Source organism: Micromonospora sp. WMMD967 (assembly GCF_029626165.1).
Classification (GTDB): domain Bacteria; phylum Actinomycetota; class Actinomycetes; order Mycobacteriales; family Micromonosporaceae; genus Micromonospora; species Micromonospora taraxaci.
The window spans coordinates 5040988-5062792 of the sequence record NZ_JARUBK010000001.1 but is presented as its reverse complement, the minus strand read 5'-3'; the positions used below and the strand labels follow the sequence as shown (position 1 = coordinate 5062792).

The following is a 21805-nucleotide window of genomic DNA, read 5'->3' as shown; positions in this document are numbered from 1 at the left end:
GACTGTTCGGCGGGGAGCGAAACGTTCCGCTCCTACTGTCGTGCGGTGACTGACACGTGGCCCGACATCGCCCCCGCGCCGGGAACGCCGCACTGCGGCCCGCCCTCACCCGTGCCGGGGCACGGCTGGTGGGTGACGAGGCACGCCGACGTACTCGCGGCGCTCACCGACGGAAACCTGCGGGTACCGCCCGTCGAGAGCGGTCCGCCCGGCACGCTCGCCTGGCTGCGCGCGTCGGTCAGCCGGTTCAGTGCGCCGCACCGGCACGCCCAGCGTCGGGCGACGGTGGTGGGCGCGTTGGCCGGCCTGGACCCGGAGGCGCTGCGGCGCGAGGCCGCCCAGCTGACCACCGCCGTCCTGGACCGGGTCGGTGACCGCCTCGACGTGATGCGGGAACTGGCCCGGTCGGTGCCGCTGCGGGTGCTGGCCGAGCGACTCGGTCTCGCCGACCCGGCAGCCGCCGGGACGGCGGTCGCCGTCGTCGCTGCCGCGTACCACCCGGGGGTCGACCCGGCGGTGACCCGGCGGGCCGACGCGGCGGTGGAAACGGTGCTGGCCCTCGTGCCGCCGGGCCCGCCGGAGGTCCGGGCGAACCTGGTCGGTCTGCTGGTCCAGGCCTGCGACGCGACGGCCGGTCTGATCGGTGCCGCCGCCCACCACCTGCTGCCGCCGCTCGACGGCCGGCCCGACGGGGACGCGCCCCCGGCGGCGGGGACCACCGCGCTGCTGGCGGAGGTGCTGCGGCTCGACCCGCCGGTGCGGGCGACCCGGCGCGTCACCACCACCGGGGTACGACTGGGTGGACAGGAGCTGCCGGCGGGAAGCCCGGTGCTGCTGCGCTTCGACGCGGCCAACCGCGATCCGCTGGTGTTCACCGAGCCGGCGGCGTTCCGACCCGGTCGCCCCGGTGCCGGGCTGCTCACGTTCGGGGCGGGGGAGCGCGGCTGCCCCGGCGACCGGCACGCCCTGGCCCTCGCCGCCGGGGTGCTCGACGTGCTGCGCGCACGCTGCCGGCGCACCCGCGCCGACCTGCGGCACGAGCCGCACCCCACACTGCGTGTCCCGACCGACCTGGAGGTGAGCGTCGCATGATCGACCGCCGTGCCGCGTTCCACGCCCTGCACCGCGCCGGCCGGCCCCTGCTGCTGCCCAACGCCTGGGACCACGCCTCGGCGGCGGCGCTCGCCGCGCGGGGCCACCCGGCGGTCGGCACCACCAGCCTCGGCGTGGCCGCCACCGCGGGCCTTCCCGACGGCACGGCCGCCACCGGGCAGGAGACGGTGGCCCTGGCCCGCCGGCTGGCGCGGTTGCCGGTGCTGCTCAGCGTCGACGTCGAGGCCGGGTTCAGCGACGACCCGGCGGAGGTCGCCGGGTACGTGGCGGAACTGGCCGGGCTCGGCGTGGTCGGCATCAACCTGGAGGACGGGCGCGCCGACGGCACCCTCGCCGACCCGCAGCACCACGCCGACAAGGTCGCGGCGGTGAAGGCGGCCGTGCCGGACCTGTTCGTCAACGCCCGCGTCGACGCCTGGTGGCTCGGGGTCGACGACCCGCTGCCGCGGACCCTCGCCCGGGCTCGCGCCTACCGGGCGGCGGGCGCCGACGGGATCTTCGTGCCCGGCGTCGTGGACCCGGCCACGCTGCGCGGACTCACCGAGCGGATCGACGCCCCGGTGAACGCGCTGTACCAACCCGGCGGCCCGGGGCTGGACGAGTTCGGCCGGGTCGGAATCGCGCGGGTCAGCACCGGCTCACTGCTGTTCCGCGCGGCACTGGCCGCCGCGCTCACCGCCGCCGACGGGGTACGCGTCGACGGGCTCGCGGCCCCGGCAGGGCTGCCGTCGTACGCCGAGGTGCAACGGCTGGCACCGACGCAACCGGACGGTTCGCTCCCTTAGGGGTAGATAGGAGGATTGTTCGGTCCGCTCCGGTCGCGGCGATTACGGTGTGTTACAGGGCGAAGTACCCACTGTGGGACCGGAGGAAAGGGACCCCGTCATGCGAGTGCCCAGCCGTAGTCCGGGACAGCAACCCGGCCCTCCCACGTCACCCACCGCCCCGGCCCGACGCCGGCCCTCCGGCACGGCACCCCGACGCCTCCCCACCGCCGAGCCCGACCTGGCCGCCTACCGGGCCGCCGTGGCCGAACTCCTGGTCGAGGTGGGCGCCCTGGCCGACGCGGCCAGCACCCGGGCCCGACAGGTGCTCATCGACGAGCGGCTGCGGGAGCCGGCGCTCGCCGCCGTCCTCGACGCCACCCCGCAGGGGCTGATCGGCGCCCGCGAGACGCTGCTGCTGGAAATGGCCCGCTACCAGCCGAACGAGCGCACCTCGGCACGCGACCTGACCGCGCTGGTCCGGATCTACCTGCTCTCGCGCATCGACGTGCTGTGGTGGCAGGACGCTCCGACGTTCCTCACCGACGACCAGGTCAACGGCAGCGCCGAACTCGTCGACCTGGAGTGGCTGCGCCGCCGCGACCTGCTGCGCTTCCGCTACCAGGAGCAGCCCGCCACCATGCTCGGCCGGGCCGCGCGCGGACTGCGCCGGCGGCTCCGCCCGGACGTCACTCCCCGTACGGCGGGGCTGCTGTTCCGCCGGGCCCGCCGGGAGGTGGTGGCGCTGCTCAACGACATCGGACGGGAGTTCGCCGCCGCCGCACCGCCGGCCACCCCGCCGCTGTGGGTCACCAGCCTGGTCCGCAGCGCCGAACACCAGTACCGGCTTCGCCGGCTGGGGTACGCCGCGATGCTGCCCAGCGGGCACTGCCTCGGCTACTCGGTCGACGTCGAACTGGCCTGGTTCGAGCGTTTCGGAGCGCGGGACACCCTGGCGGAACTGCTGCTCAACCGGCAGAAGGCCGGTGAGCTGAACGTGATCGACGAGGGGCAGGCGTGGCACCTGTGTCTCGCGCCCACCGCCCGGCGTCGTCTGCGCCGGGCCTACGAGGCCGAGATGGGGATCTGACCCGTGTGCGGCATCGCGTTGAGCATCGGCCCCGAGGCCGACCCGGCGACGTTCCGGCGGATGCTCGCCGTCCTGGCCCCTCGCGGTGAGGTCACCGAGACCCGGTCGGAGAACGGTCTGCTCGCCGGCACCCGCCGGCTTCGGATCGTCGACCGGGACCGGGCGGTGCAGCCGTGGACGTCCACCGACGAACGCTGGCTGCTCTGCTTCAACGGCGAGATCTTCAACTACCGGGAGCTGCGGGCGCAGCTGACCCGCCTCGGGCAGGCCTTCCGCACCGACAGCGACACCGAGGTGCTGCTCGCCGCGTTCCAGCAGTGGGGCGAGGCGGCGGTGACCCGGCTCCGCGGCGAGTACGCCTTCGCGATCGTCGAGCGGGCCACCGGCCGGACCTACCTGGCCCGCGACCCGGTCGGGGTGAAGCCGCTGTACTGGTCCCGCCGCCCCGGCTGCCTGCACATCGCCTCCGAGGTCAAGGCGCTCGTCGGGCACGGCGCCCCGGTCTGCGAGGTGCCGCCCGGGCACCACGGCTGGGCGGAGGCGGACGGGCACGTGCGACTGAGGCCGCACGTCGACCTGCTCACCATCGGCGCGGGCCTGCCGGTCATCGACGACCCGGACGAGGCCGCCCTGCTCGTCCGTGCCGCGTTGAGCGACTCGATCCGGATGCGGGTGCAGACCGACCTGACCGTCGGGGTGGTGCTCTCCGGCGGATTGGACAGCTCGTTGACACTGCGGCAGGTCCGCGACATCCACCCGGACTGCGTCGCGGTGACGGTCGGCGTGGCGGACAGCCCCGACGTGGCGTACGCCCGGCGGCTCGCCGCCGACCTCGACGTGCCGCACGTGGTGATCGAGCTGCGTCCACGCGACATCCGCCTCGCCGACGTCCGCGAGGCGATCCGGATCTCCGAGCTGACCGAGTACGGCGACATCATCAACGCGGTGGTCTCGGTGCCGATCTTCCGGCGGCTGCGCGACCTGGGCATCAAGGTGGTGCTCACCGGCGACGGCTCCGACGAGCTGTTCGGTGGCTACCCGATGTACCACCAGGTCGGTCCCGCCGCGGCGCGCAGGCTGTTCCTGCACCGGATCCGCAACCTGTGCCGTACGGAGTTGCAGAGGGTCGACCGGGCCGCCATGGGGCACGGGGTGGAGGCGCGGCTGCCGTTCCTCGACCTCAGCGTCGTGGAACTGGCGATGCGGCTGCCGCTGGATCTGAAACTGCGCCACGGACAGGAGAAGTGGATCGTCCGGCGGGCGTTCGCTGACGTGCTGCCCGACTACATCCTGCGCCGCCCGAAGCATCCGATGTCCTACTCGTCCGGGCTGCACGAGCGGGTCCGGCTGTACAAGCCGCTCTTCGCCCGGTTGCACCGGTCGTTCGGCTACGACCTGCAGGAGCCGGTCCGCCGGGACTTCGACAGTGTCCTCAGCCGCTGCGGCAACGACCTGGACCGGGCGATCGCGGACGGGCTGAGCCGGCCCGACTACACCGTCCTGGAGCACGCCCGTGACCTGGTCGGCGCGGCCAGGTGGAACGCCGCGCCGATGGTCCGTCGACTGGTCGGCCCGCGCCCGGCCCGCCGCTGAACAGCGGCCACCCGGCGGCGGGTCGGCGTGGTCAGCTCACCAGCAGCAGCGCGCCGACCGCGGCGAGCGTGCCGGTGACCGCGAGCAGCGTGCTGGTGAGCACGAAGCGGCTCACCGGCACCGCCACCCCGGCGGCCCGACACCGCTCGAACCAGAGCAGCGTGGCCAGCGACGCCCAGGGCGCGGCCAGCGGGCCGACATTGGTGCCGATCAGCAGGGCCAGCAGGCGGGTGTGGTCGGCGCTCGGCAGCACCGACTCGCCGGCCAGGTAGGCCGGCAGATTGTTCACCCCGTTGGCCAGCAACGCTCCGGTGCCTCCGGCGCGCAGGGCGCCCAGCGCCCCGCCGTCGACGCCGAGCAGGGTGCCGACCAGGTCGTCCAGACCGTGCCGGCCGAGGGTCTGCACCACCAGGAACAGGCCGGTGACGAAGAACAGCAGGCGCACCGGGACCAACCCCGGGCGCAGCGTGGCGGGGGAGCGGACAACGAACCCGACCAGCACCAGCGCCAGCGCGACGGTGGAGGCGAGACCGATCTCCACCCCGGCGAGGATGCCGGCGACGAACAGCAGACAACCGGCCAGCGCCGTGCGGTGCAGTACCGGATCGGCGGGCACGTGGCGGGCCGGCGGAACGAACCGTCCGCCGACCGGTCGGTCCCGCCGCCACCACCCGAACCAGAGCACGGCCATGGTGACCGCGACGGCGGCGACCTGCGGCAGCGCCATCCTGGCCGCGTACGTCAGGGGTGCCAGGCCGACCCGGTCGGCCGCCAGCAGGTTCGTCAGGTTCGACACCGGCAGCAACAGGCTGGCGGTGTTGGCCAACCAGACCGTGGTGACGGCGAGCGGGGCGGCGGGGATCCGCAGGTTCCGGGCCAGCGCGAGCAGCACCGGGGTGAGCAGCACGGCGGTGGTGTCGAGGTTGAGCACGAGGGTGGTGAGTGTGGCGAGACCGCCGCACAGCAGGAACAGCGCCGCCCAGCTGCCCCGGGAGGCCCGGGCCAGTCGACTGGCCAGCACGTCGAACACACCCGCCACGGCGGTCAGCTCGGCCAGCACGATCACGGTACCGAGGAACAGCAGCAGCGGCAGGATCCGGTGCAGGGTCTGGGTGGTCTCCGCACGGGGAAGCAGGCCGCTCAGCGCGCAGGCCGCGCCGACCACGGCGAGCACGACCGCCACCACGTCCAGCGGGTGGGGTCGCCAACGCGTGGTCGGTTCGGGCGGGGCTGCGACTGTCACATCTCGTGACGTTGGCACAGGTCCTGACCCCACGCTCGGCAACCCCGGTCGAGGGTGACCAGTCCCACGGCGCCCGCCGTCGAGCGCTCTGGCGGCCCGCGTCCCCCGCTGCGCCGCACCGATCGGGCGGGGTGGGCAACCGTCGATCGGTCCCATCGCGTCCAGTGGATATGCGCAGGATCCTGCCGGCCGTCGCGACGGCCCTACTGTTCACCGTGACCTCCTGTGCTCCGTCGGCGCCGCCGTCGCGCGTCGGCCCGCCACCGGCCACCCCGGTCGCCTCCCGCCAGGACCCGGAGCAGGCCGAGCGGACCATGGCCAGCCTGCGCCGCGTGGACGACCTGCCGCTGTACGAGATGACGTACGTCGGGGCGTACGACCCGACGGTGGGCACCGATGCCACGCCACCCAGCCCGTTCGGCTGCTCGTTGTTCGTCGCCGCCGGTGACCTGGGCCGGACGGTGTTCGCCCGCAACTTCGACTGGGACGCCAACCCGGCGCTGGTGCTGCGGACCGACCCGCCGGACGGCCACGCGTCCATCTCGCTCGTCGACATCTCCTACCTCGGGGTCGGCGCGGACCCCCGGGGTGACCGTCGTCTGCTGGACGCGCCGCTGCTGCCCTTCGACGGGATGAACGAGCGGGGCCTCGCCGTCGGGTTGGCGGCGGACGACGCGGCGACGGTCCGCCCCGACCCGGCCAAGCCCACCGTCGGCTCGGTACGGATCCTGCGGCTGGTGCTGGACCGGGCCGCGACGGTCGACGAGGCGCTCGCCGTGTTCACCCGGCACAACCTCGACTTCGACGGCGGGCCGCCGCTGCACTATCTGGTGGCGGACGCGACCGGAGCGTCAGCGGTGATCGAGTTCGTCGACGGTCGGTTGCGGGTGGAACGGGGTGCGGGCGGCTGGCAGGCGTTGACGAACGTGCCGGTCGTCGGCGTGCCCGAGCAGCAGCGGCGTGCGGACCGCCGGTACGGGCAGATCGCCGCCGCGCTGACCGAGGCCGGCGGAGCGCTGGACGTCGACGCGGCGCACCGGCTGCTCGCCGCCGTCCGGCAGGGGCACACCCGCTGGTCGGTGACCTACGAGCTGCGTACCGGCGGGGTTCGGGTCGTCACCGCGGGCGGCGGTGAGCGGCGCTACCACCTGGCGACGAGCTGACCTCGCGGCTCTCCCGGACGTTGCCGGGCCCGGCCCCCGAGATCGGATCATCGCGATCCGCAGCAACTGAACGGCTGGGCAGAGTCAGGCGACGGTCGGGAGGAGTCAGCGTCGGGTTCGACCCTAGCTGCCGCCGGTTCCACCGTCGCGCTTCCGCCGAGCGTCGCGCTGGCCACGTGTCGCGTAGTCCGGGAGGAACACCCCGAGGGCTACCACCACGGCCACGAACAGCGCCGACCAGTACGAACGAGCGGTCAACAGCGTGTAGACAAGGGGAGCGGCCAAGACGAGCAGCACGATGACTGCCACCCTCACCACTTTCGACATCGGCCCCTCCAGCATTCTCCCGATGATCGGATGGGCTCCCGCCGGGAACCCATCCGATCTGGGAACGGACAACCAACCGTCGTCGTTGGCCTCGCCCGGTTCGGTGCTCGGTGCCTACCAGCCGAGGTAGCTGGGCTGGGTCTGCACGTTGAGCTCCTGGTAGCGGGTCAGCTTGGCCGTCCAGGTGCGCCAGTCGTTCAGCTCCAGGACGTCCAGGCCCTTCACCATGTCGTTCGAGTAGATGTGGCCGTTGTAGTAGTACGCGGACCAGGTGCCGCCGCCGACGGGCCGGTCGGCCGAGAGCGGACCGCGCTCCCAGAAGGCGATCTCCTTCGGCTTGGCCGAGTCGGTGAAGTCCCAGACCGAGATACCGCCCTGGTACCACGCCTGGACCATGATGTCCTTACCGAGCACCGGGATCAGCGAGCCGTTGTGCGCCACGCAGTTCTCGGTGTCGGCGTTCGCCCGGGGGATCTTGTAGTAACTACGGAAGGTCATCTTCCGGGCGTTGCCACGACCGGAGATGTCGTAGATGGCGTCCGCTCCCCGGTTCGGGCCGACGGCCTCGTTGCAGGTCGCCGCCCCGCCACCACCCAGCTCGTCGGTGAAGATCACCTTGGTGCCGGCGTTGTTGAAGGTGGCCGAGTGCCAGAACGCGAAGTTGACCTCGTCCCGGACCCGGTTGATGACCCGAGGTGCTTCCCGGTTCTTGATGTCGAGCAGGATGCCGTCACCCATGCACGCGCCGGCGGCCAGGTCCTTGGCCGGGTAGACGGTGATGTCGTGGCAGCCGGTGGTCGCCGAGCCGGTCTCGCTGCCCGGGAAACCGCCGTCCGGGAAGAGGTTCGGCGCCGCGATCACCGCGGCGTCGGTCGGCTTCTTCAGCGGCACCTTGACGATGGAGATGGAGTCGTGCGGCGGCTGGCAGTCCGGGAATTCGGCCCGCGGGCTGTACGAGGAGACGTACAGGTAGACGGCCTTGCGGTCCTTGCCCGGCACCAGGGTGTGGGTGTGCGAGCCGCACGCCGTCTCGACCGACTTGATGTAGCGCGGGTTGGCCTTGTCCTTGATGTCGAAGATCTTGATGCCCTCCCACGAGCTCTTCACGTCCGCCCCCTGCGTGGTGCTGTTGCAGGAGTCGTCGCTGCGCGACGAGTCGGTGGAGAGGAAGAGCAGGTCACCGTGGACGGAGATGTCGTTCTGCGACCCCGGGCAGAGCACCCGGGCCTTGACCGTCGGCGCGCTGGGCCGCGAGATGTCGTAGATGACGAAGCCGTTGTAGTTGCCGGCGAACGCGTACTTGCCCTGGAAGGCGATGTCGCTGTTGGTGGCGTCCAGCGGGGCGACCTTGGGCACGTTGGCGATCTGGCGCAGGTTGGGGCTGCTCACGATCTCGTCGACGCCGGGGATCGTGTTGGTGAGCGCGGGGGCCGGGGCCGCCTGCGGCACCGTCTGCGCGTTGCTCGCAGGGGCGACGAGGGCGCTGGCGACGAGGAGGCCGGTTGTGGCGACCGCCACGACGCGCAGTTGTCGTAACCGTGGCTTGTGGAGTCTGATCATCGGCGGGGCCCTTCGCAAGGGGGAGACGATGGTCGACACGTTACCGCCCGACGAAGAACGTCGATGTGAACTGGATCACATGAAAGTGAGTTCTTCAATGGATAACATCGCGGTGACCTCGACCTCAGGGAGTGGCCCATGACCAATCGGCGCGCGCGCACCCTGGCAGTCGTCACACTGGCTGTCGTGCTGCCGCTGGTGGCGTTCCTGATGATCCGTCTCGGCGACGACACCGGCACGGGCACCGGGCAACCGGTCGCCGCCCCCGCCGCCTCCACCGCGCCGCCGACGGCCAGCCCCGTCCCCACCCACCTGACCGTCATCGCGCCCGGCCGTCCGGGCGAGACGGCGTCCACCCGCCCGGCGCACGAGGTGCGTGACGTCGGCCCCGCCCCGCACAACTCGCTGGACGTCGTGTTCGTCCAGATGATGATCCCGCACCACGCGCAGGCCCTGGCGATGGCGGAGCTCGCCCCGGACCGGGCCGCCGACCCCGACGTCCGTGCGATCGCCGAGCGCATCCGCGCCAGCCAAGGGCCGGAGATGGGCATGATGCGCGGTTGGCTGCAGACCCGCGGCCTCCCGGCGGAGGTCAAGGGGCACGACCACGGCACCATGCGCGGCATGCAGTCGCCCGAGGCCATGCGGCAGCTCGCCGCCACCCGGGGCGCGGACTTCGACCGGCTCTTCGTCCGGATGATGACCGAGCATCACCAGGGCGCCATCGAGATGGCCACCAAGCTGCTCACGGTGGGCTCCGACCTGACGCTCAACGAGTTCGCCAACGCCGTCGCCACCGAGCAGACCGTCGAGATCGACCGCATGCGCGAGATCCTCGACTCCTGACCCCGGACGCGGGGTGTGCGGGCCGAGAGCGCCCCGGCACGTACCCTGGGTGACCGTGAGACGCACCCTGTTCGGTCGCCCGCTGCGCGGCGTCGCCTTCGACGTGGCCGTCGCCGCCCTGGTGGTGCTCGTCTCCGTGGCCTCGGCGGTCGCCCAGCCGGGCGGCTGGGCGGCCACGCTGGTCGGCGTGGGGATGGCGGTGGCGCTGCTGTTCCGCCGTACCCACCCGAGCGCGGTGACCGTGGTGGTCGCGGCGCTCGCCCTGGTCCAGGTGGTCGCCGAATGGGGCCCACTCGTCTACGACGTCGCCGTCCTGATCGCGCTCTACAGCGTGGTGAAGTACGGCGAGCGGCTCCGCGACGGCGTCCTGGCCGGCGCGGTCGCCGCCGTGGGCGTGCTGCTGGCCGCCGCCCAGACCCCCGGTGTCATCCAGTGGTGGGTCACCGCGCTGTGGTACGCCCTGGTCACCGGCGCGGTGTGGCTGGTCGCGCTGAACGTGCGTACCCGCCGGCTCTACGTGCTCAGCCTCGAGGAACGGGCCACCACCCTGGAACGCGAACGGGAGGCCGAGTTCCGGGCGGCGGTCGCCGAGGAACGCACCCGCATCGCGAGGGAGCTGCACGACGTGGTCGCCCACAGCATGGCGGTGATGATCGTCCAGGCGGACGGCGCCCGGTTCATGTTCGACCGCGACCCCGGCCAGGCGCGTACCGCCATGAAGGTGGTCGCCGACACCGGCCGGCAGGCCCTGGAGGAGATGCGCCGCCTGGTCGGCGTCCTGCGCGACGCCGGACCGGGTGGCACCGACGGGTCCGACGACCTCGTCGTGGCCGCCGACCCGGAGCACCGCCGTCTGGCCCTGGCCGAGCTGCCCGACCTGCTGGCCCGCTTCGACGACGCCGGGCTGCGCGTCCGCGGCACCGTCACCGGAGCGCCTCCGACGCTCCCTCCGGGGTTGGAGCTGACCGTCTACCGGGTGGTGCAGGAGGCGCTGACCAACGCGCTCAAGCACGCCGGCGTCGGCGCCGGCGTCGAGGTCGCTTTGACGTACAGCGACGAGGCCGTCGTGGTCCGGGTCCTCGACAACGGTCTGGGCCGTCCACTGGTCAGCCCGGCGCCGTCGGGCGGTCACGGTCTGCTGGGCATGCGGGAGCGGGTGACGGTGTACGACGGCAGCCTCACCGCCGGCCCCCGGCCGGTCGGGGGCTGGCAGGTCGAGGTGCGGCTACCGCTACCGTCGGAGCCGGCAACGGAGGTGATCGCGGCATGACGATCCGAGTGGTGATCGTGGACGACCAGGCGCTGGTCCGCGCCGGGTTCCGCATGGTGCTGGACTCCCAGCCCGACCTGGAGGTGGTCGGCGAGGCGATCGACGGCGCCGACGCCCTGCGGGTGCTCGCCCGCACCGAGGCCGACGTCGTCGTGATGGACATCCGGATGCCGACCATGGACGGGGTGGAGGCGACCCGGCGGCTCTGCGCCGACCGGCCCGCCGGCCCGCCCCGGGTGCTCGTCCTGACGACCTTCGACACCGAGGCCGACGCGTTCGCGGCCCTGCAGGCCGGTGCGAGTGGGTTCCTGCTCAAGAACGTCCCACCGGAGGACCTGCTGGCCGCGATCCGGGTGGTGGCCCAGGGCGATTCCGTGGTCGCCCCGTCGATCACCCGACGGTTGCTGGACCGCTTCGCCGGGCAGCTCGGCACCGCGCCGACCGCCGACCCTCGACTCGCGCAGCTCACCGAACGGGAGCGGGAGGTGCTGCTGCTGGTCGCCCAGGGGCTGTCCAACGTGGAGATCGCCAACCGGGTGCACGTGGCGGAGGCCACGGTGAAGACACACGTCGGGCGGATCCTGGCGAAACTCCAGCTCCGCGACCGGGTGCAGGCGGTGGTACTGGCGTACGAGAGCGGGCTGGTCACACCCGGCGGATGACGCCGCGTACGACCTGGGTCGTAGCGACCGGCGGACGCGGCGCGACCCGGGGCGCAGACAGGTCGAGCGCGCAGGTGGAGACGGGCGGACCGGTGTCGCTCATAGCGTCGGAAGGGTCCGATCCGCCACCTGCACCGGGAGCCCCGCTTGATCCGCCTGACCCTGCGCTCGTTGCGTGCCGAGGCGCTGCGCATGCTGCTGTCCGCGCTGGCCGTCGTGCTCGGCGTCGCGTTCGTCGCCGGCACCATGATCTTCGTCGACGGGATGCGCGCCGGGACGTACGAGCGGGCCGGCACGTTCGACCGCCACACCGACCTGGGTGTCTACTCGGCCGGCCGGGAGGTGCTGCCCCCGACCCTGGTCGACCGGGTGCGCGCGGTCGACGGGGTGGCCGCGGCGGGCGGTGAGCTGACCAACACGGCCGGGGTGCTCGGCGTCGACGGTCGACCCGTCCTCGGCTTCACCATGCTCGCCGCGATCCCCACCGAGGCCGCCCTGCGCTCGTACGACATGGTCGCCGGACGGTTGCCCGACCGCGCCGGAGAGGTGGTGCTCGACGCGAAGACGGCCGCCGCGGAGAGCTTCGCGCTCGGCGCCACGGTCCGCGTCGGCGGCGCCAGCGGCCCGGCCCGGCCGTACACCCTGGTCGGCACCGTCGACGTGGCGGGCACCGTCCGCGATGTCGGCGGCCCGTTCGTCGGCATGGTCGGACCGGACGCCCTGGCCCTCACCGGCGAGCGAGGGTACGGCCGGATTCTGGTGGCGGCCCGGCCGGGCGCCTCCGTCGCGGCGCTCACCGACCGGGTGCGCGCCGTCATCGGCGGCGAGGCCGTGGTGAAGCGCCGTCAGCAGATCCTCGACGAGGCCGTCGAGGACGCGGTCCGCAACGTGGACCAGTTCCGGATGCTGTTGTCGATCTTCGTTGGGGTCGCCGTGGTGGTGGCCGGTTTCGTCATCGCCAACACGTTCGCGATCGTGTTGGCGCAGCGCACCCGACGCACCGCCCTGCTACGCCTGGTCGGGGCCACGCGCGGTCAGGTCTTCCGGGCCGCCGTGCTGGAGTCGGCGGTGCTGGGGCTGGCGGCCTCCGCGTGCGGTGTGCTGCTCGGGGTGGTCCTCGCCGGCGGGATGCGACTGTTGATGTCCCGACTGGACGCGCCGGTCGCCGGCGGCCTGACAGTGACCGGCTCGACAGTCCTCACCGGACTGCTCCTGGGCACCGCGTTGACAGTGTGCGCCGCTCTGGTCCCGGCGTGGCGGGGGACCAGGGTCGCCCCGGTGGCCGCGCTGACCGACGCCGCGGTGCAGCCCGCGCGCGCCGCTGGTCGGGTGCGGCTGGCCGTCGGCGCGGTGGTCCTGGCCGTCGGTGTCGCGGCGCTGATCGGCGCCGCCGGCGCGGGCCAACTGCTGCTGGTGGCGGCCGGCGGGGTGCTGGCCTTCTTCGGGATCGTCCTGTTCGGGCCGGTGCTCGTCCCGGCCCTGGCCCGGGTGTTCGGCTGGCCGGCCCGCCGCGTGCTCGGGACGGTCGGCGACCTGGCGGTGGCCAACACGACCCGCAACCCGCGGCGGGTCGCCGCGAGCGCCACCGCCCTGGTGATCGGGATCGGGCTGGTGTCGGCGTTCATGGTCGGTGCCCGGAGCACCAAGGACGGCATCGAACGCAGCGTGGACGCCCAGATCGGCACCGACTTCGTGGTCAGCGGTATCGGTCAGAACCTGCCGGCCGCACTCGCCGGCGAGCTCAGCGCCCGACCAGAACTGGGCGTCGTACACGAGCAGCGCAGCACCGTCGTCGCCGACGTCGAGATCCGCGCGGCCCACCCGGCGCTGGTCGGCCGGACCCTGGGCGCGGTGCTCGCCGGCGACGCCGGTCGGGTCGGGCCGGGGCAGGTGCTGGTACACCGGGAGTTGGCGCAGGCCCGCGGCTGGCGGGTCGGCTCACTGGTGACCGTGCGGGGCCACACGTTCCAGGTGGCCGCCGTGGTCACCGACGACACGTCCGGCGACGGCGCGCCCACCGGACACGTCATCGACATGGCCGACGCCGACTTCGCCGCGCTCTTCCCCGACCAGCGCGGTTTCCTCGCCGAGATCGACCCCGCCGCCGGGGTGAGCGCCGCGCAGGCCCGGGAGGTGATCGAGACGGTGCTGGGCCGCTACCCGACGGTGAACCTGTTGGACCAGGGCGCGTACAAGAAGATGCTGACCAGCACCGTCGACATGCTGCTCGTCTTCGTCACCGCGCTGCTCGGCCTGGCGGTGGTGATCGCACTGGTCGGCGTGGCGAACACGCTGAGCCTGTCGGTCGTCGAGCGGACCAGGGAGAACGCGGTGCTGCGGGCGGTCGGGCTCACCCGAGGGCGCATGCGGGCCGTACTCGCCGTGGAGGCGGTGCTGATGGCACTGGTCGGCGCGGTGCTCGGCGTGGCGCTGGGCACCGGCGTCAGCGCCTCCGCGATGGCCCTGCTGGCCCGCCTCGGCGGGGACTTCCACGTGGTGCTGCCGCTCGGTCAGCTCGGTCTGACCCTCGCCGTCGCGGTGGTGGCCGCCCTGCTCGCCTCCGTGTTGCCGGCCCGTCGGGCGCTGTCGCGCCCGGTTGTCGAGGCGCTGGCCGACCAGTGACCTGGGTCGGCTGCTCGGACGGACATCCGCCGGCCGGTCCCGCGAACTGTCGCACGCGGGACCGGCCAGCGGTGCCGGGTCTACAGGCGCTCGACCAGCGGGCCGGCGCACCGGTTGCGGGTGTCGAACACGTAGCGGGCGTGCCGGACCACGAGGTCGTAGTCGAAGCTGTCGTGGTCGGTGACCACCACCACCCCGTCGGCGGCGCTCACCTCCCGCTCGGACAGCCCGACCACGGTGACCCCGGCCGGGATCTGGTGCGGCTCGGCGTACGGCTCCACCGCGTGGACCTCGGCCCCGAGCGCCTGCAACCGGCGGGCCACGTCGACCGCCGGGGAGTCCCGCATGTCGCCGGTGTTCTTCTTGTACGCCAGTCCGAGCAGCAACAGCCGGGCGCCGCTGACGGATCGGCCCTTCCGGTTCAGTCCCGCCATGACCCGCTGCGCGACGTGCTCGGGCATCTCGTGGTTCACGTCGTTGGCCAACTCGATGAACCGGAACTGCCGGCCGAGGCGGCGCTTGACCTGCCACGACAGGTAACACGGGTCGATCGGCAGGCAGTGACCGCCCACTCCGGGACCGGGTCGGAACGGCAGGAACCCGAACGGCTTGGTCTCGGCGGCGTCGATCGCCTGCCAGACGTCGATGTCGAGGTGGTGCGACAGCATCGTCAGCTCGTTGATCAACGCGATGTTGACCTGGCGGAACGTGTTCTCGATCAGCTTGGTCAGCTCGGCGACCCGGGTGGAGTCCACCGGGACGGTGCGGTGCACGAGCCGCTGGTAGAACTCGTCCACGCGGGCCAGCGACGCCGAGTCCACTCCGGAGACGACCTTCGGGGTGTTCTCCAGCTTCCAGGTCGGGTTGCCCGGGTCGATCCGTTCCGGGCTGTAACCGAGGTGGAAGTCGCCCGGGCTGGCCAGTCCGCTGGCCGACTCCAACAGCGGGCGCAGCAGTTCCTCCGTCGTGCCCGGGTACGTGGTCGACTCCAGGACGACTGTGCAACCCGGCCGGACGTACGGACCGATACCGATACCGGCCTGCTCGACGAAGCTCAGATCGGGAGTGCCGTCGCGCAGTGGGGTCGGCACGGTGATGACGCAGATGTCGAAACCCTCCGCGTCGGAGTACTCCGTGCTGGGGTTGTACCGGCCGCTGCCCAATGCCCGGCCCAGCCGGTCGGTCGGGATGTCCTCGATGAACGACTCGCCGGAGGCGAGACGCTTCACCCGGTCGGCGTCGACGTCGAGGCCCACCACGTCCAGCCCCGCTTCGACGGCACGCAGGGCCAGCGGCAGCCCGACGTACCCCTGACCGATCACGACCAGCTTTTCAACGCTCACCCAGCGCTCCTGCGGCAGTTGGTGGAAATGGCCTGCAGAGAGCCTAGAGGCGTCTTCAGCGACGTAAGTCCGTTTTGGGGATATCGGTGCTGGTGGGACTGCGCCGACGAGCGGTACGCGGCGGACTACCCGCCCGCGCCGTCCGGAATGGCCGGCGTGCTCTCCGTCTCCGTGGGCGTGGCGGACGTCGGCGGAGTGCTCGGTTCGCCGGTCGGACCCCCGGTGGGGGCGGTCGTCCCGGTCGGCGTCCCCGTCGGAGTCGGTGAACTGGTCGTCTGGCTGGGCTGCGTGCTCGGCGTGGTGGAGACCGAGGCGGACGGGGAGTTGCCCGGGACCGGGGCACGATCAGGTCGAACGGGGTCACCGGTGGTGACCTGCTCATTCGCGGCCGGCAGCTCCTGCGGGCCGTCCGGCGCGACCGTCGGCGAGGTGGTGGGCAGTTTGACCGCCGGGTTCTCGCCGGTGTGGCGCGCCGCGCCCAGGGCGGCACCGAGCCCGACCAGTGCGACCAGGACGGCTGCGGCCGCGCCGACCAGCGGCCCCCGCCGCCGCTGACGCCCGGCCTGCGCCGCGCTCGCGACCGCCGCGCCGGCCGGCACGTCGGTACGGGTGCCCGGGCCGGCCTCGCGCAGGGCGACCGGTGTGGCCATCGCCGTCGGAGGCTCGCCACCGGTGACCGCGGTACGGGCGGCCTCGGCCATCGCCGCCCCGCTGCTGAACCTGTCCTGCGGATCCTTCGCCAGTGCCCGGGACACCAGGGCGCGGACCGCCTCCGGGATGTCGTGCGGCAGCTCGGGTGGTTCGTCGTCCAAGTGGCGCACGGCGACCTGGAGCGGGTTGTCGCCGGTGAACGGCGGACTGCCGGTGAGGCAGCAGTAGGTGACCGCGCCCAGGGCGTAGATGTCGGTGGCACCACTCACCGGTCGACCGGCCGCCTGCTCGGGCGCCATGTAGAGGGCGGTGCCGGGCACCGCGTTCGTGCTGGTGATGCTGGTGATGTCGGTGGACCGGGCCACACCGAAGTCCACCAGGACGACGGTGCCGTCCTCCTGCACCAGCAGGTTGCTGGGCTTGACGTCCCGATGCACGATGCCACCGCGGTGCGCGGCGTTGAGCGCGGCGGCCGCCTGGGCCACGATCGACATCGTCTCGGCCACATCGAGCCGGCCAGCCGCCTCGATCCGCTTGGACAGCGGCTCGCCGGCGACGAACTCCATCACGAGGTAGTCCGCTCGGCCGCCGTCGTCGGGCAGGTCGTCGGCGCCGCAGTCGAACACCTGCACGATGCCCGGGTGCCGCAGCGCCGCCATGATCCGGGCCTCGGCCCGGAACCGGGCGATGAAGTCCGGGTCGGAGACCAGCGCGGGCAGCAGGACCTTGACCGCGACCTGCCGGCCGAGGATCAGGTCGGAGGCACGCCAGACGTCGCCCATACCGCCGGTGGCGACACGTTCGTCCAAGCGGTAGCGACCGCTGAGCACGACCTCCGATGACAACACCGCATTACCGTACCTAGAGTGGCGCTGTACGGCTTACCGCGGCCTGTCGTCCGAGTGGGTGACACGCGTCGCGGCGCCGCCCTGACCTGTGTGGACGCCACGTTCCTGTGACGCGGTGACGACGTGCGGTGACGAAACCTGACATCCCTGCGCGTGCGGACACCCGGCGGGCCGCCAAAAGCCGTGACCGGGCACGGATCACTGCCCCCGGGTCACGGATTGTTACGCCGACACGCCGTTCGGCAGGGTTGATAATTGTCACTCTTCCGTAACGCGGTGCCGACTTGTCGCGTCGTCGGTCCCCTCCTAGCGTTAGCCCGGCTCGGGCCCCCGGCGACTTCGGCGCGCGCCGCCGACGAGGGTGGCGGTGGCCCGGACATCCGGCCCGGACCACCCGGGTCGCGGGCGCGATCAGAGCGGCGGGGGGCGGTAGGGGTGCGGCAGTTGGTCGGTTCGGCGTCTCGTTCCCCCCGATCTGCCTCGGTGTGGCAGCTGAGGTCGGCACTCCCCGGGCAGCCCACGGGTCGCGGATGACCGGCGACCTGTCGGAGGCGGTCAGCGCGGCACAGGGTGGGGACGAGGACGCCTTCCGCTTCCTCTACCGCACCCTCCAGCCGGGACTCCTGCGGTACCTCACCGCTCTCGTCGGCGCGGACGCCGAGGACGTCGCCTCGGAGTCCTGGCTGCAGATATCGCGCGACCTGCCGACGTTCACCGGTGGCGAGTTCCGCGCCTGGGTCGTCACCATCGCCCGCAACCGGGCGATGGACCACCTGCGCCGGCTGCGCCGCCGCCCGGCCCTCCCCGTCCCGGTGCAGGCGCTCGTCCACCTGGCCAGCGACGCCGACACCGCGGAGGGGGCCAGCGAGACGATCGGCACCGAGACAGCCCTTGCGCTGATCGCCACCCTCCCTCCCCGTGAGGCCGAAGCGGTGCTGTTGAGGGCCGTGGTCGGGCTTGACGCGGGATCCGCCGGCCGGGTGCTGGGCCGCCGGGCCGGTGCCGTCCGCACCGCCGCCCACCGAGGCCTGCGACGGCTCGCGGCCCTGCTGGAGCGCGAGGATTCGGTCGAACTGCCGGTCGGGGTCGACGGGGTGCCGCCACCCCGGTCGGGCAGCAGCCCGGCCGTGCGGGCGTCGCACACCGAGCCGGTGGACGGCTGACATGAGGGGATTTCCGATGAACCCGTTCCGGCGGGCCGACCACGCCGACACCGAACGGCTGCTCGACTCCGCCCAGCCCGAGGGGGGCACCCGGCCGCGTTCGGCCGCTGCCCCGGCGGCCACTGACGTGCCGTCCGCCCAGGTCCCCGGGTCCAACCCGGTCGCCCGGTTGCTCGCTGCGGCCGCCGGCCCGGTCCGGCCCGGGGAACTGGCCGGCGAGGAGGCCGCGCTGGCCGCGTTCCGGGCCGCCCGGGCCGAACCGTCGCCGTCGGTGCCCCACCGCGCGCGCCGTCGACGCCTGACCACCGGCGCGGCGGCCTGGATCGGCGCGGTCGCGGTGACCGCCACGGCCGGCGCCGCCTTCGCCGCGGTCCGACAGGACTGGATACCGGTACCTGTCGCACCGGAGCCGCCCCGAGCGACGCCGGATTCGCCCCGGTCCAACGACAACACCCGGTCGCCGGCCGAGACGCCGTCGCGCGACACCGTGTCGCCCCGCCCACCGTCGCCCGGCACGCCGTCGGCGGCAGCGCCCTCGGCGGACAGCCCTCCCGCCGGCCCGTTGCACGGCGAGTGCCGTTCGTGGCTGTCCAAGAAGCCCGACCAACGGGAGAAGGCACTGCGGACGCCGGGCTTCGAGCGGCTGGTGACCGCCGCCGGTGGTGCCGAGCGGGTTGAGGAGTACTGCCGCCGGCTGGTTGCCGAGGCGAAGCCCTCCGCGCCGGCGAAATCCGCCGCGCCGCACCCTCCGTCGGGCCGCCCCTCTCCGAAGTGAGCGGTGGCCGCCCGGGTGGTTAGTTCCGTCCGGCATGGGAAATTCGTCTGTCGGACAGAGGTTGGTGGCTCCGTGCACGCCCTCCGGCGGTGTCGGTGGGTGGGTCTACCGTGACACGGTGTCGCTGAGCCGGCACCTGGAGAGGGGACCCGACCGTTGGTGACGTCACCCGAGTTGGAGCGCAGCGCCATCCTGCGTGAGTCGGCAGCCGCAGGCCGGCACCTTGCCCGGATCTGCTTCAAGACCGGTCCGCCGACCCACACCGGCGTCGAACTGGAATGGACCGTGCACGACGCCGCCGATCCCGTCCGTCCCGTCGACCCGGGGCGGCTCAGGGCGGCGCTGGGGCCGCACAGCCCCGCCACGTTGGATCCCACCAGCCCGGCCGAGCCGCTGCGAGACGGCGGCGTGGTGACCCTGGAGCCGGGCGGCCAGTTGGAGATCTCCACCCCACCCCGACCCTCGACCGCCGCGTTGATCCAGGCCACCGAGGCCGACATCGCCCAGGTCACGGATCTGCTGGCCGCCGCCGGTCTGGTCCTTGGTCGCAGTGGCATCGACCCGCACCGGCGGCCCCGCCCGGTGGTGGAAACTCCCCGTTACCGCGCGATGCGCGCCGCCTTCGACCGGCGTGGTCCGGCCGGCCGCGTCATGATGTACAGCACCGCCGGGTTGCAGGTCTGTCTCGACGCCGGCGAGCCGGAGCAGATCGCCGACCGCTGGGCCGCAGCCCACGCCGTCGGCCCGCCGCTGCTCGCGGCGTTCGCCTCCGCCAACCGGCACGCCGGGCGTCGCACCGGTTGGGCCAGTGCCCGGATGGCCGCCTGGCTGGCCATCGACCCGGCCCGCACCCGACCGGTCTGGACGCCCGGCGACGCCGCCGAGGATCCGCGGGACACCTGGGTCCGGTACGTGCTCGCCGCGCCGTTGCTGTGCCGGCGTCGGCGCGGCTCGGACTGGACCGTGCCGCCCGGTGTGACCTTCGCCGACTGGCTCGACGGCGCTCTGCCGCAGCCACCCACCACCCATGACCTCGACTACCACGTCAGCACCCTCTTCCCGCCGGTGCGACCGCGCGGATACCTGGAGCTGCGCTACCTGGACGCCCAGCCCGAGCGGGACTGGCGACTCCCGCTGGCGGTGTTGAGTGCCCTTTTCCACGACCCGGGCACGGTGCGGGGGGCGTACGCCATCTCGGCCCCGGTGGCGCACCGCTGGTCGGCCGCCGCCCGCAGGGGCCTGGCCGACCCCGCGTTGGCCGCCGCCGCGATGGGCCTGCTCGACCTGGCCCTGACCGTCCTGCCCCGGCTGGGCCTGCCGGTCGACACCCAAGAAGACATCGAGCGAGGGGTACGACGGCGGCTGACCGCCGCCACCAGGCAGGGGAACCAGTGAGTACGCAGTCGCGAACGGCAGGAGGATCGGTGAGTTCGAGCAGTGAGCAGTTGCGTGACCGGATCGCTGTGGAGTTGGCCCGGGCCCGCTCCCGTACGTCGTTGTTGACCGAGGTGGTGGACGACGGTGAGTTGATGCGTCAGCACTCGCCGCTGATGTCGCCGCTGGTCTGGGACCTCGCCCACGTGGGTAACCAGGAGGAGTTGTGGCTGGTCCGCGACGTCGGCGGGCGCGAGCCGGTGCGGTGTGACATCGACGACTTGTACGACGCGTTCAAGCAGCCGCGTCGGGACCGTCCGGCGTTGCCTCTGTTGGCGCCCGCCGAGGCGCGTGCGTACCTGGGCACGGTGCGGGACAAGGTGCACGACCTACTCGACACGGTGGCGTTCGGCGAGCGGCCGCTGGTCGCCGACGGGTTCGCCTTCGGCATGATCGTGCAGCACGAGCAGCAGCACGACGAGACGATGCTCGCCACCCACCAACTGCGCGCGGGGTCGGCGGTGCTGCACGCCCCGCCGCCGCCCGAGCCGTCGGTTCGGGTCGGCGGGGAGGTGCTGGTGCCGGCGGGAGAGTTCACCATGGGCACCGACACCGACCCGTGGGCGTTGGACAACGAACGTCCCGCGCATCGTGTCGACCTCCCGGCGTACGTCATCGACGCGGCACCGGTCACCAACGGGCAGTACGAGGCCTTCATCGCCGACGGCGGTTACGACGATCAGCGGTGGTGGAGTCCGGAGGGTTGGGCGCATCGGGTCCGGGAGGGTCTGGTGGCGCCGATGCACTGGCGGCGTGACGGCGACGAGTGGTCGTACCGGCGTTTCGGCCGGTGGGATCGGGTGCGCGGCGACGAGCCGGTGGTGCACGTGTGCTTCTACGAGGCGCAGGCGTACGCGGCGTGGGCCGGTAAGCGGTTGCCCACCGAGGCGGAGTGGGAGAAGGCGGCCCGGTGGGATCCGTCGACGGGGCGGTCGCGGCGTTATCCGTGGGGCGACGAGGACCCGACCGAGGTGCACGCGAACCTCGATCAGCGGCATCTGTGGCCGGCGCCGGTGGGCGCGTACCCGGGCGGTGTGTCGCCGTTGGGTGTGCACCAGCTCATCGGTGACGTCTGGGAGTGGACGTCGAGCGCGTTCGGCGGGCATCCGGGCTTCACCGCGTTTCCCTACCGCGAATACTCGGAGGTCTTCTTCGGCGACGACTACCGGGTGTTGCGTGGTGGGTCGTTCGGCACCGACCGTTCGGCCTGCCGGGGCACCTTCCGTAACTGGGACTATCCGATCCGCCGGCAGATCTTCAGCGGTTTCCGCTGTGCCCGCGACGCCCGACCGGACGAGTCGTACCGGTGATCGGCGGTCCGGTGGGCAGGGCCCGCTG

18 protein-coding genes are annotated in these 21805 nt (G+C 72.9%); 13 read left to right on the top strand and 5 right to left on the bottom strand.

The features are described from left to right. Positions 1-45 precede the first annotated feature (45 nt). From O7631_RS22950 to O7631_RS22935, 4 genes are all read left to right on the top strand, one after another. Positions 46-1092, top strand: a complete 1047-nt coding sequence (locus O7631_RS22950) for a cytochrome P450 (RefSeq protein WP_278146112.1) — start codon at positions 46-48, stop codon at positions 1090-1092. After that, positions 1089-1898, top strand: a complete 810-nt coding sequence (locus tag O7631_RS22945) for an isocitrate lyase/phosphoenolpyruvate mutase family protein (RefSeq protein WP_278146111.1) — start codon at positions 1089-1091, stop codon at positions 1896-1898. The genes O7631_RS22950 and O7631_RS22945 overlap by 4 nt, the downstream gene beginning before the upstream one ends. A gap of 100 nt (positions 1899-1998) precedes the next feature. After that, positions 1999-2967: a DUF5715 family protein gene (locus tag O7631_RS22940; protein ID WP_278146110.1), complete on the top strand. Its 969-nt coding sequence runs from the start codon at positions 1999-2001 to the stop codon at positions 2965-2967. A 3-nt stretch (positions 2968-2970) separates the two neighbouring features. Then, the gene (locus O7631_RS22935) at positions 2971-4560 is read left to right on the top strand and encodes an asparagine synthase-related protein (RefSeq protein ID WP_278146109.1); all 1590 of its coding nucleotides are present in this window, start codon (positions 2971-2973) and stop codon (positions 4558-4560) included. A gap of 31 nt (positions 4561-4591) precedes the next feature. Here the strand turns inward: O7631_RS22935 and O7631_RS22930 are convergent, their stop codons facing one another. Continuing rightward, complete coding sequence (locus tag O7631_RS22930; protein ID WP_278146108.1) at positions 4592-5803, bottom strand: SLC13 family permease; 1212 nt, start codon at positions 5801-5803, stop codon at positions 4592-4594. 170 nt (positions 5804-5973) lie between these two features. Between O7631_RS22930 and O7631_RS22925 the strand changes: the two genes are divergently transcribed. Continuing rightward, entirely contained in the window at positions 5974-6966 is a 993-nt protein-coding gene (locus O7631_RS22925; protein WP_278148001.1) for a linear amide C-N hydrolase, read from the top strand. A gap of 123 nt (positions 6967-7089) precedes the next feature. On the opposite strand, the gene O7631_RS22920 is transcribed toward O7631_RS22925, so the two are convergent. Together O7631_RS22920 and O7631_RS22915 are read right to left on the bottom strand one after the other, a co-directional pair. Next, the gene (locus O7631_RS22920) at positions 7090-7275 is read right to left on the bottom strand and encodes a hypothetical protein (protein WP_278146107.1); all 186 of its coding nucleotides are present in this window, start codon (positions 7273-7275) and stop codon (positions 7090-7092) included. A 132-nt stretch (positions 7276-7407) separates the two neighbouring features. Further along, positions 7408-8853, bottom strand: a complete 1446-nt coding sequence (locus tag O7631_RS22915; RefSeq protein WP_278146106.1) for a hypothetical protein — start codon at positions 8851-8853, stop codon at positions 7408-7410. Positions 8854-8991: 138 nt separating this feature from the next. On the opposite strand from O7631_RS22915, the gene O7631_RS22910 reads away from it, so the two are divergent. The 4 genes from O7631_RS22910 (at position 8992) to O7631_RS22895 (ending at position 14253) form a co-directional block, all read left to right on the top strand. Beyond that, positions 8992-9699, top strand: a complete 708-nt coding sequence (locus O7631_RS22910) for a DUF305 domain-containing protein (protein ID WP_278146105.1) — start codon at positions 8992-8994, stop codon at positions 9697-9699. A 49-nt stretch (positions 9700-9748) separates the two neighbouring features. After that, positions 9749-10969 carry a sensor histidine kinase gene (locus tag O7631_RS22905; RefSeq protein ID WP_278146104.1) on the top strand — a complete coding sequence of 407 codons (1221 nt, stop codon included), beginning with the start codon at positions 9749-9751 and terminating at the stop codon, positions 10967-10969. Continuing rightward, positions 10966-11631: a response regulator transcription factor gene (locus O7631_RS22900; protein WP_269678963.1), complete on the top strand. Its 666-nt coding sequence runs from the start codon at positions 10966-10968 to the stop codon at positions 11629-11631. The genes O7631_RS22905 and O7631_RS22900 overlap by 4 nt, the downstream gene beginning before the upstream one ends. Positions 11632-11778: 147 nt before the next feature. Then, positions 11779-14253 carry an ABC transporter permease gene (locus O7631_RS22895; protein ID WP_278146103.1) on the top strand — a complete coding sequence of 825 codons (2475 nt, stop codon included), beginning with the start codon at positions 11779-11781 and terminating at the stop codon, positions 14251-14253. A gap of 80 nt (positions 14254-14333) precedes the next feature. Here O7631_RS22895 and O7631_RS22890 read toward each other — a convergent pair whose 3' ends face one another. Together O7631_RS22890 and O7631_RS22885 are read right to left on the bottom strand one after the other, a co-directional pair. Then, on the bottom strand, positions 14334-15596 hold the full coding sequence (locus tag O7631_RS22890; protein WP_278146102.1) for a nucleotide sugar dehydrogenase: 1263 nt from the start codon (positions 15594-15596) through the stop codon (positions 14334-14336). Positions 15597-15721: 125 nt separating this feature from the next. Continuing rightward, positions 15722-17095 (bottom strand): serine/threonine-protein kinase, encoded by a 1374-nt coding sequence (locus tag O7631_RS22885; protein ID WP_278146101.1) that lies wholly within the window; start codon positions 17093-17095, stop codon positions 15722-15724. A gap of 530 nt (positions 17096-17625) precedes the next feature. Here O7631_RS22885 and O7631_RS22880 point away from each other — a divergent pair. The 4 genes from O7631_RS22880 to egtB all read left to right on the top strand — a co-directional run bounded on the left by O7631_RS22880 (position 17626) and on the right by egtB (position 21777). Next, positions 17626-18258, top strand: a complete 633-nt coding sequence (locus tag O7631_RS22880) for an RNA polymerase sigma factor (RefSeq protein ID WP_278146100.1) — start codon at positions 17626-17628, stop codon at positions 18256-18258. Between the two features lie 16 nt (positions 18259-18274). After that, a complete protein-coding gene (locus O7631_RS22875; RefSeq protein WP_278146099.1) occupies positions 18275-19033 on the top strand; it encodes a hypothetical protein in 759 nt (252 codons plus the stop codon). Between the two features lie 156 nt (positions 19034-19189). Continuing rightward, positions 19190-20428 carry an ergothioneine biosynthesis glutamate--cysteine ligase EgtA gene (egtA, locus tag O7631_RS22870; protein ID WP_278146098.1) on the top strand — a complete coding sequence of 413 codons (1239 nt, stop codon included), beginning with the start codon at positions 19190-19192 and terminating at the stop codon, positions 20426-20428. A 29-nt stretch (positions 20429-20457) separates the two neighbouring features. Then, entirely contained in the window at positions 20458-21777 is a 1320-nt protein-coding gene (egtB, locus tag O7631_RS22865; RefSeq protein WP_278146097.1) for an ergothioneine biosynthesis protein EgtB, read from the top strand. Positions 21778-21805 lie beyond the last annotated feature (28 nt).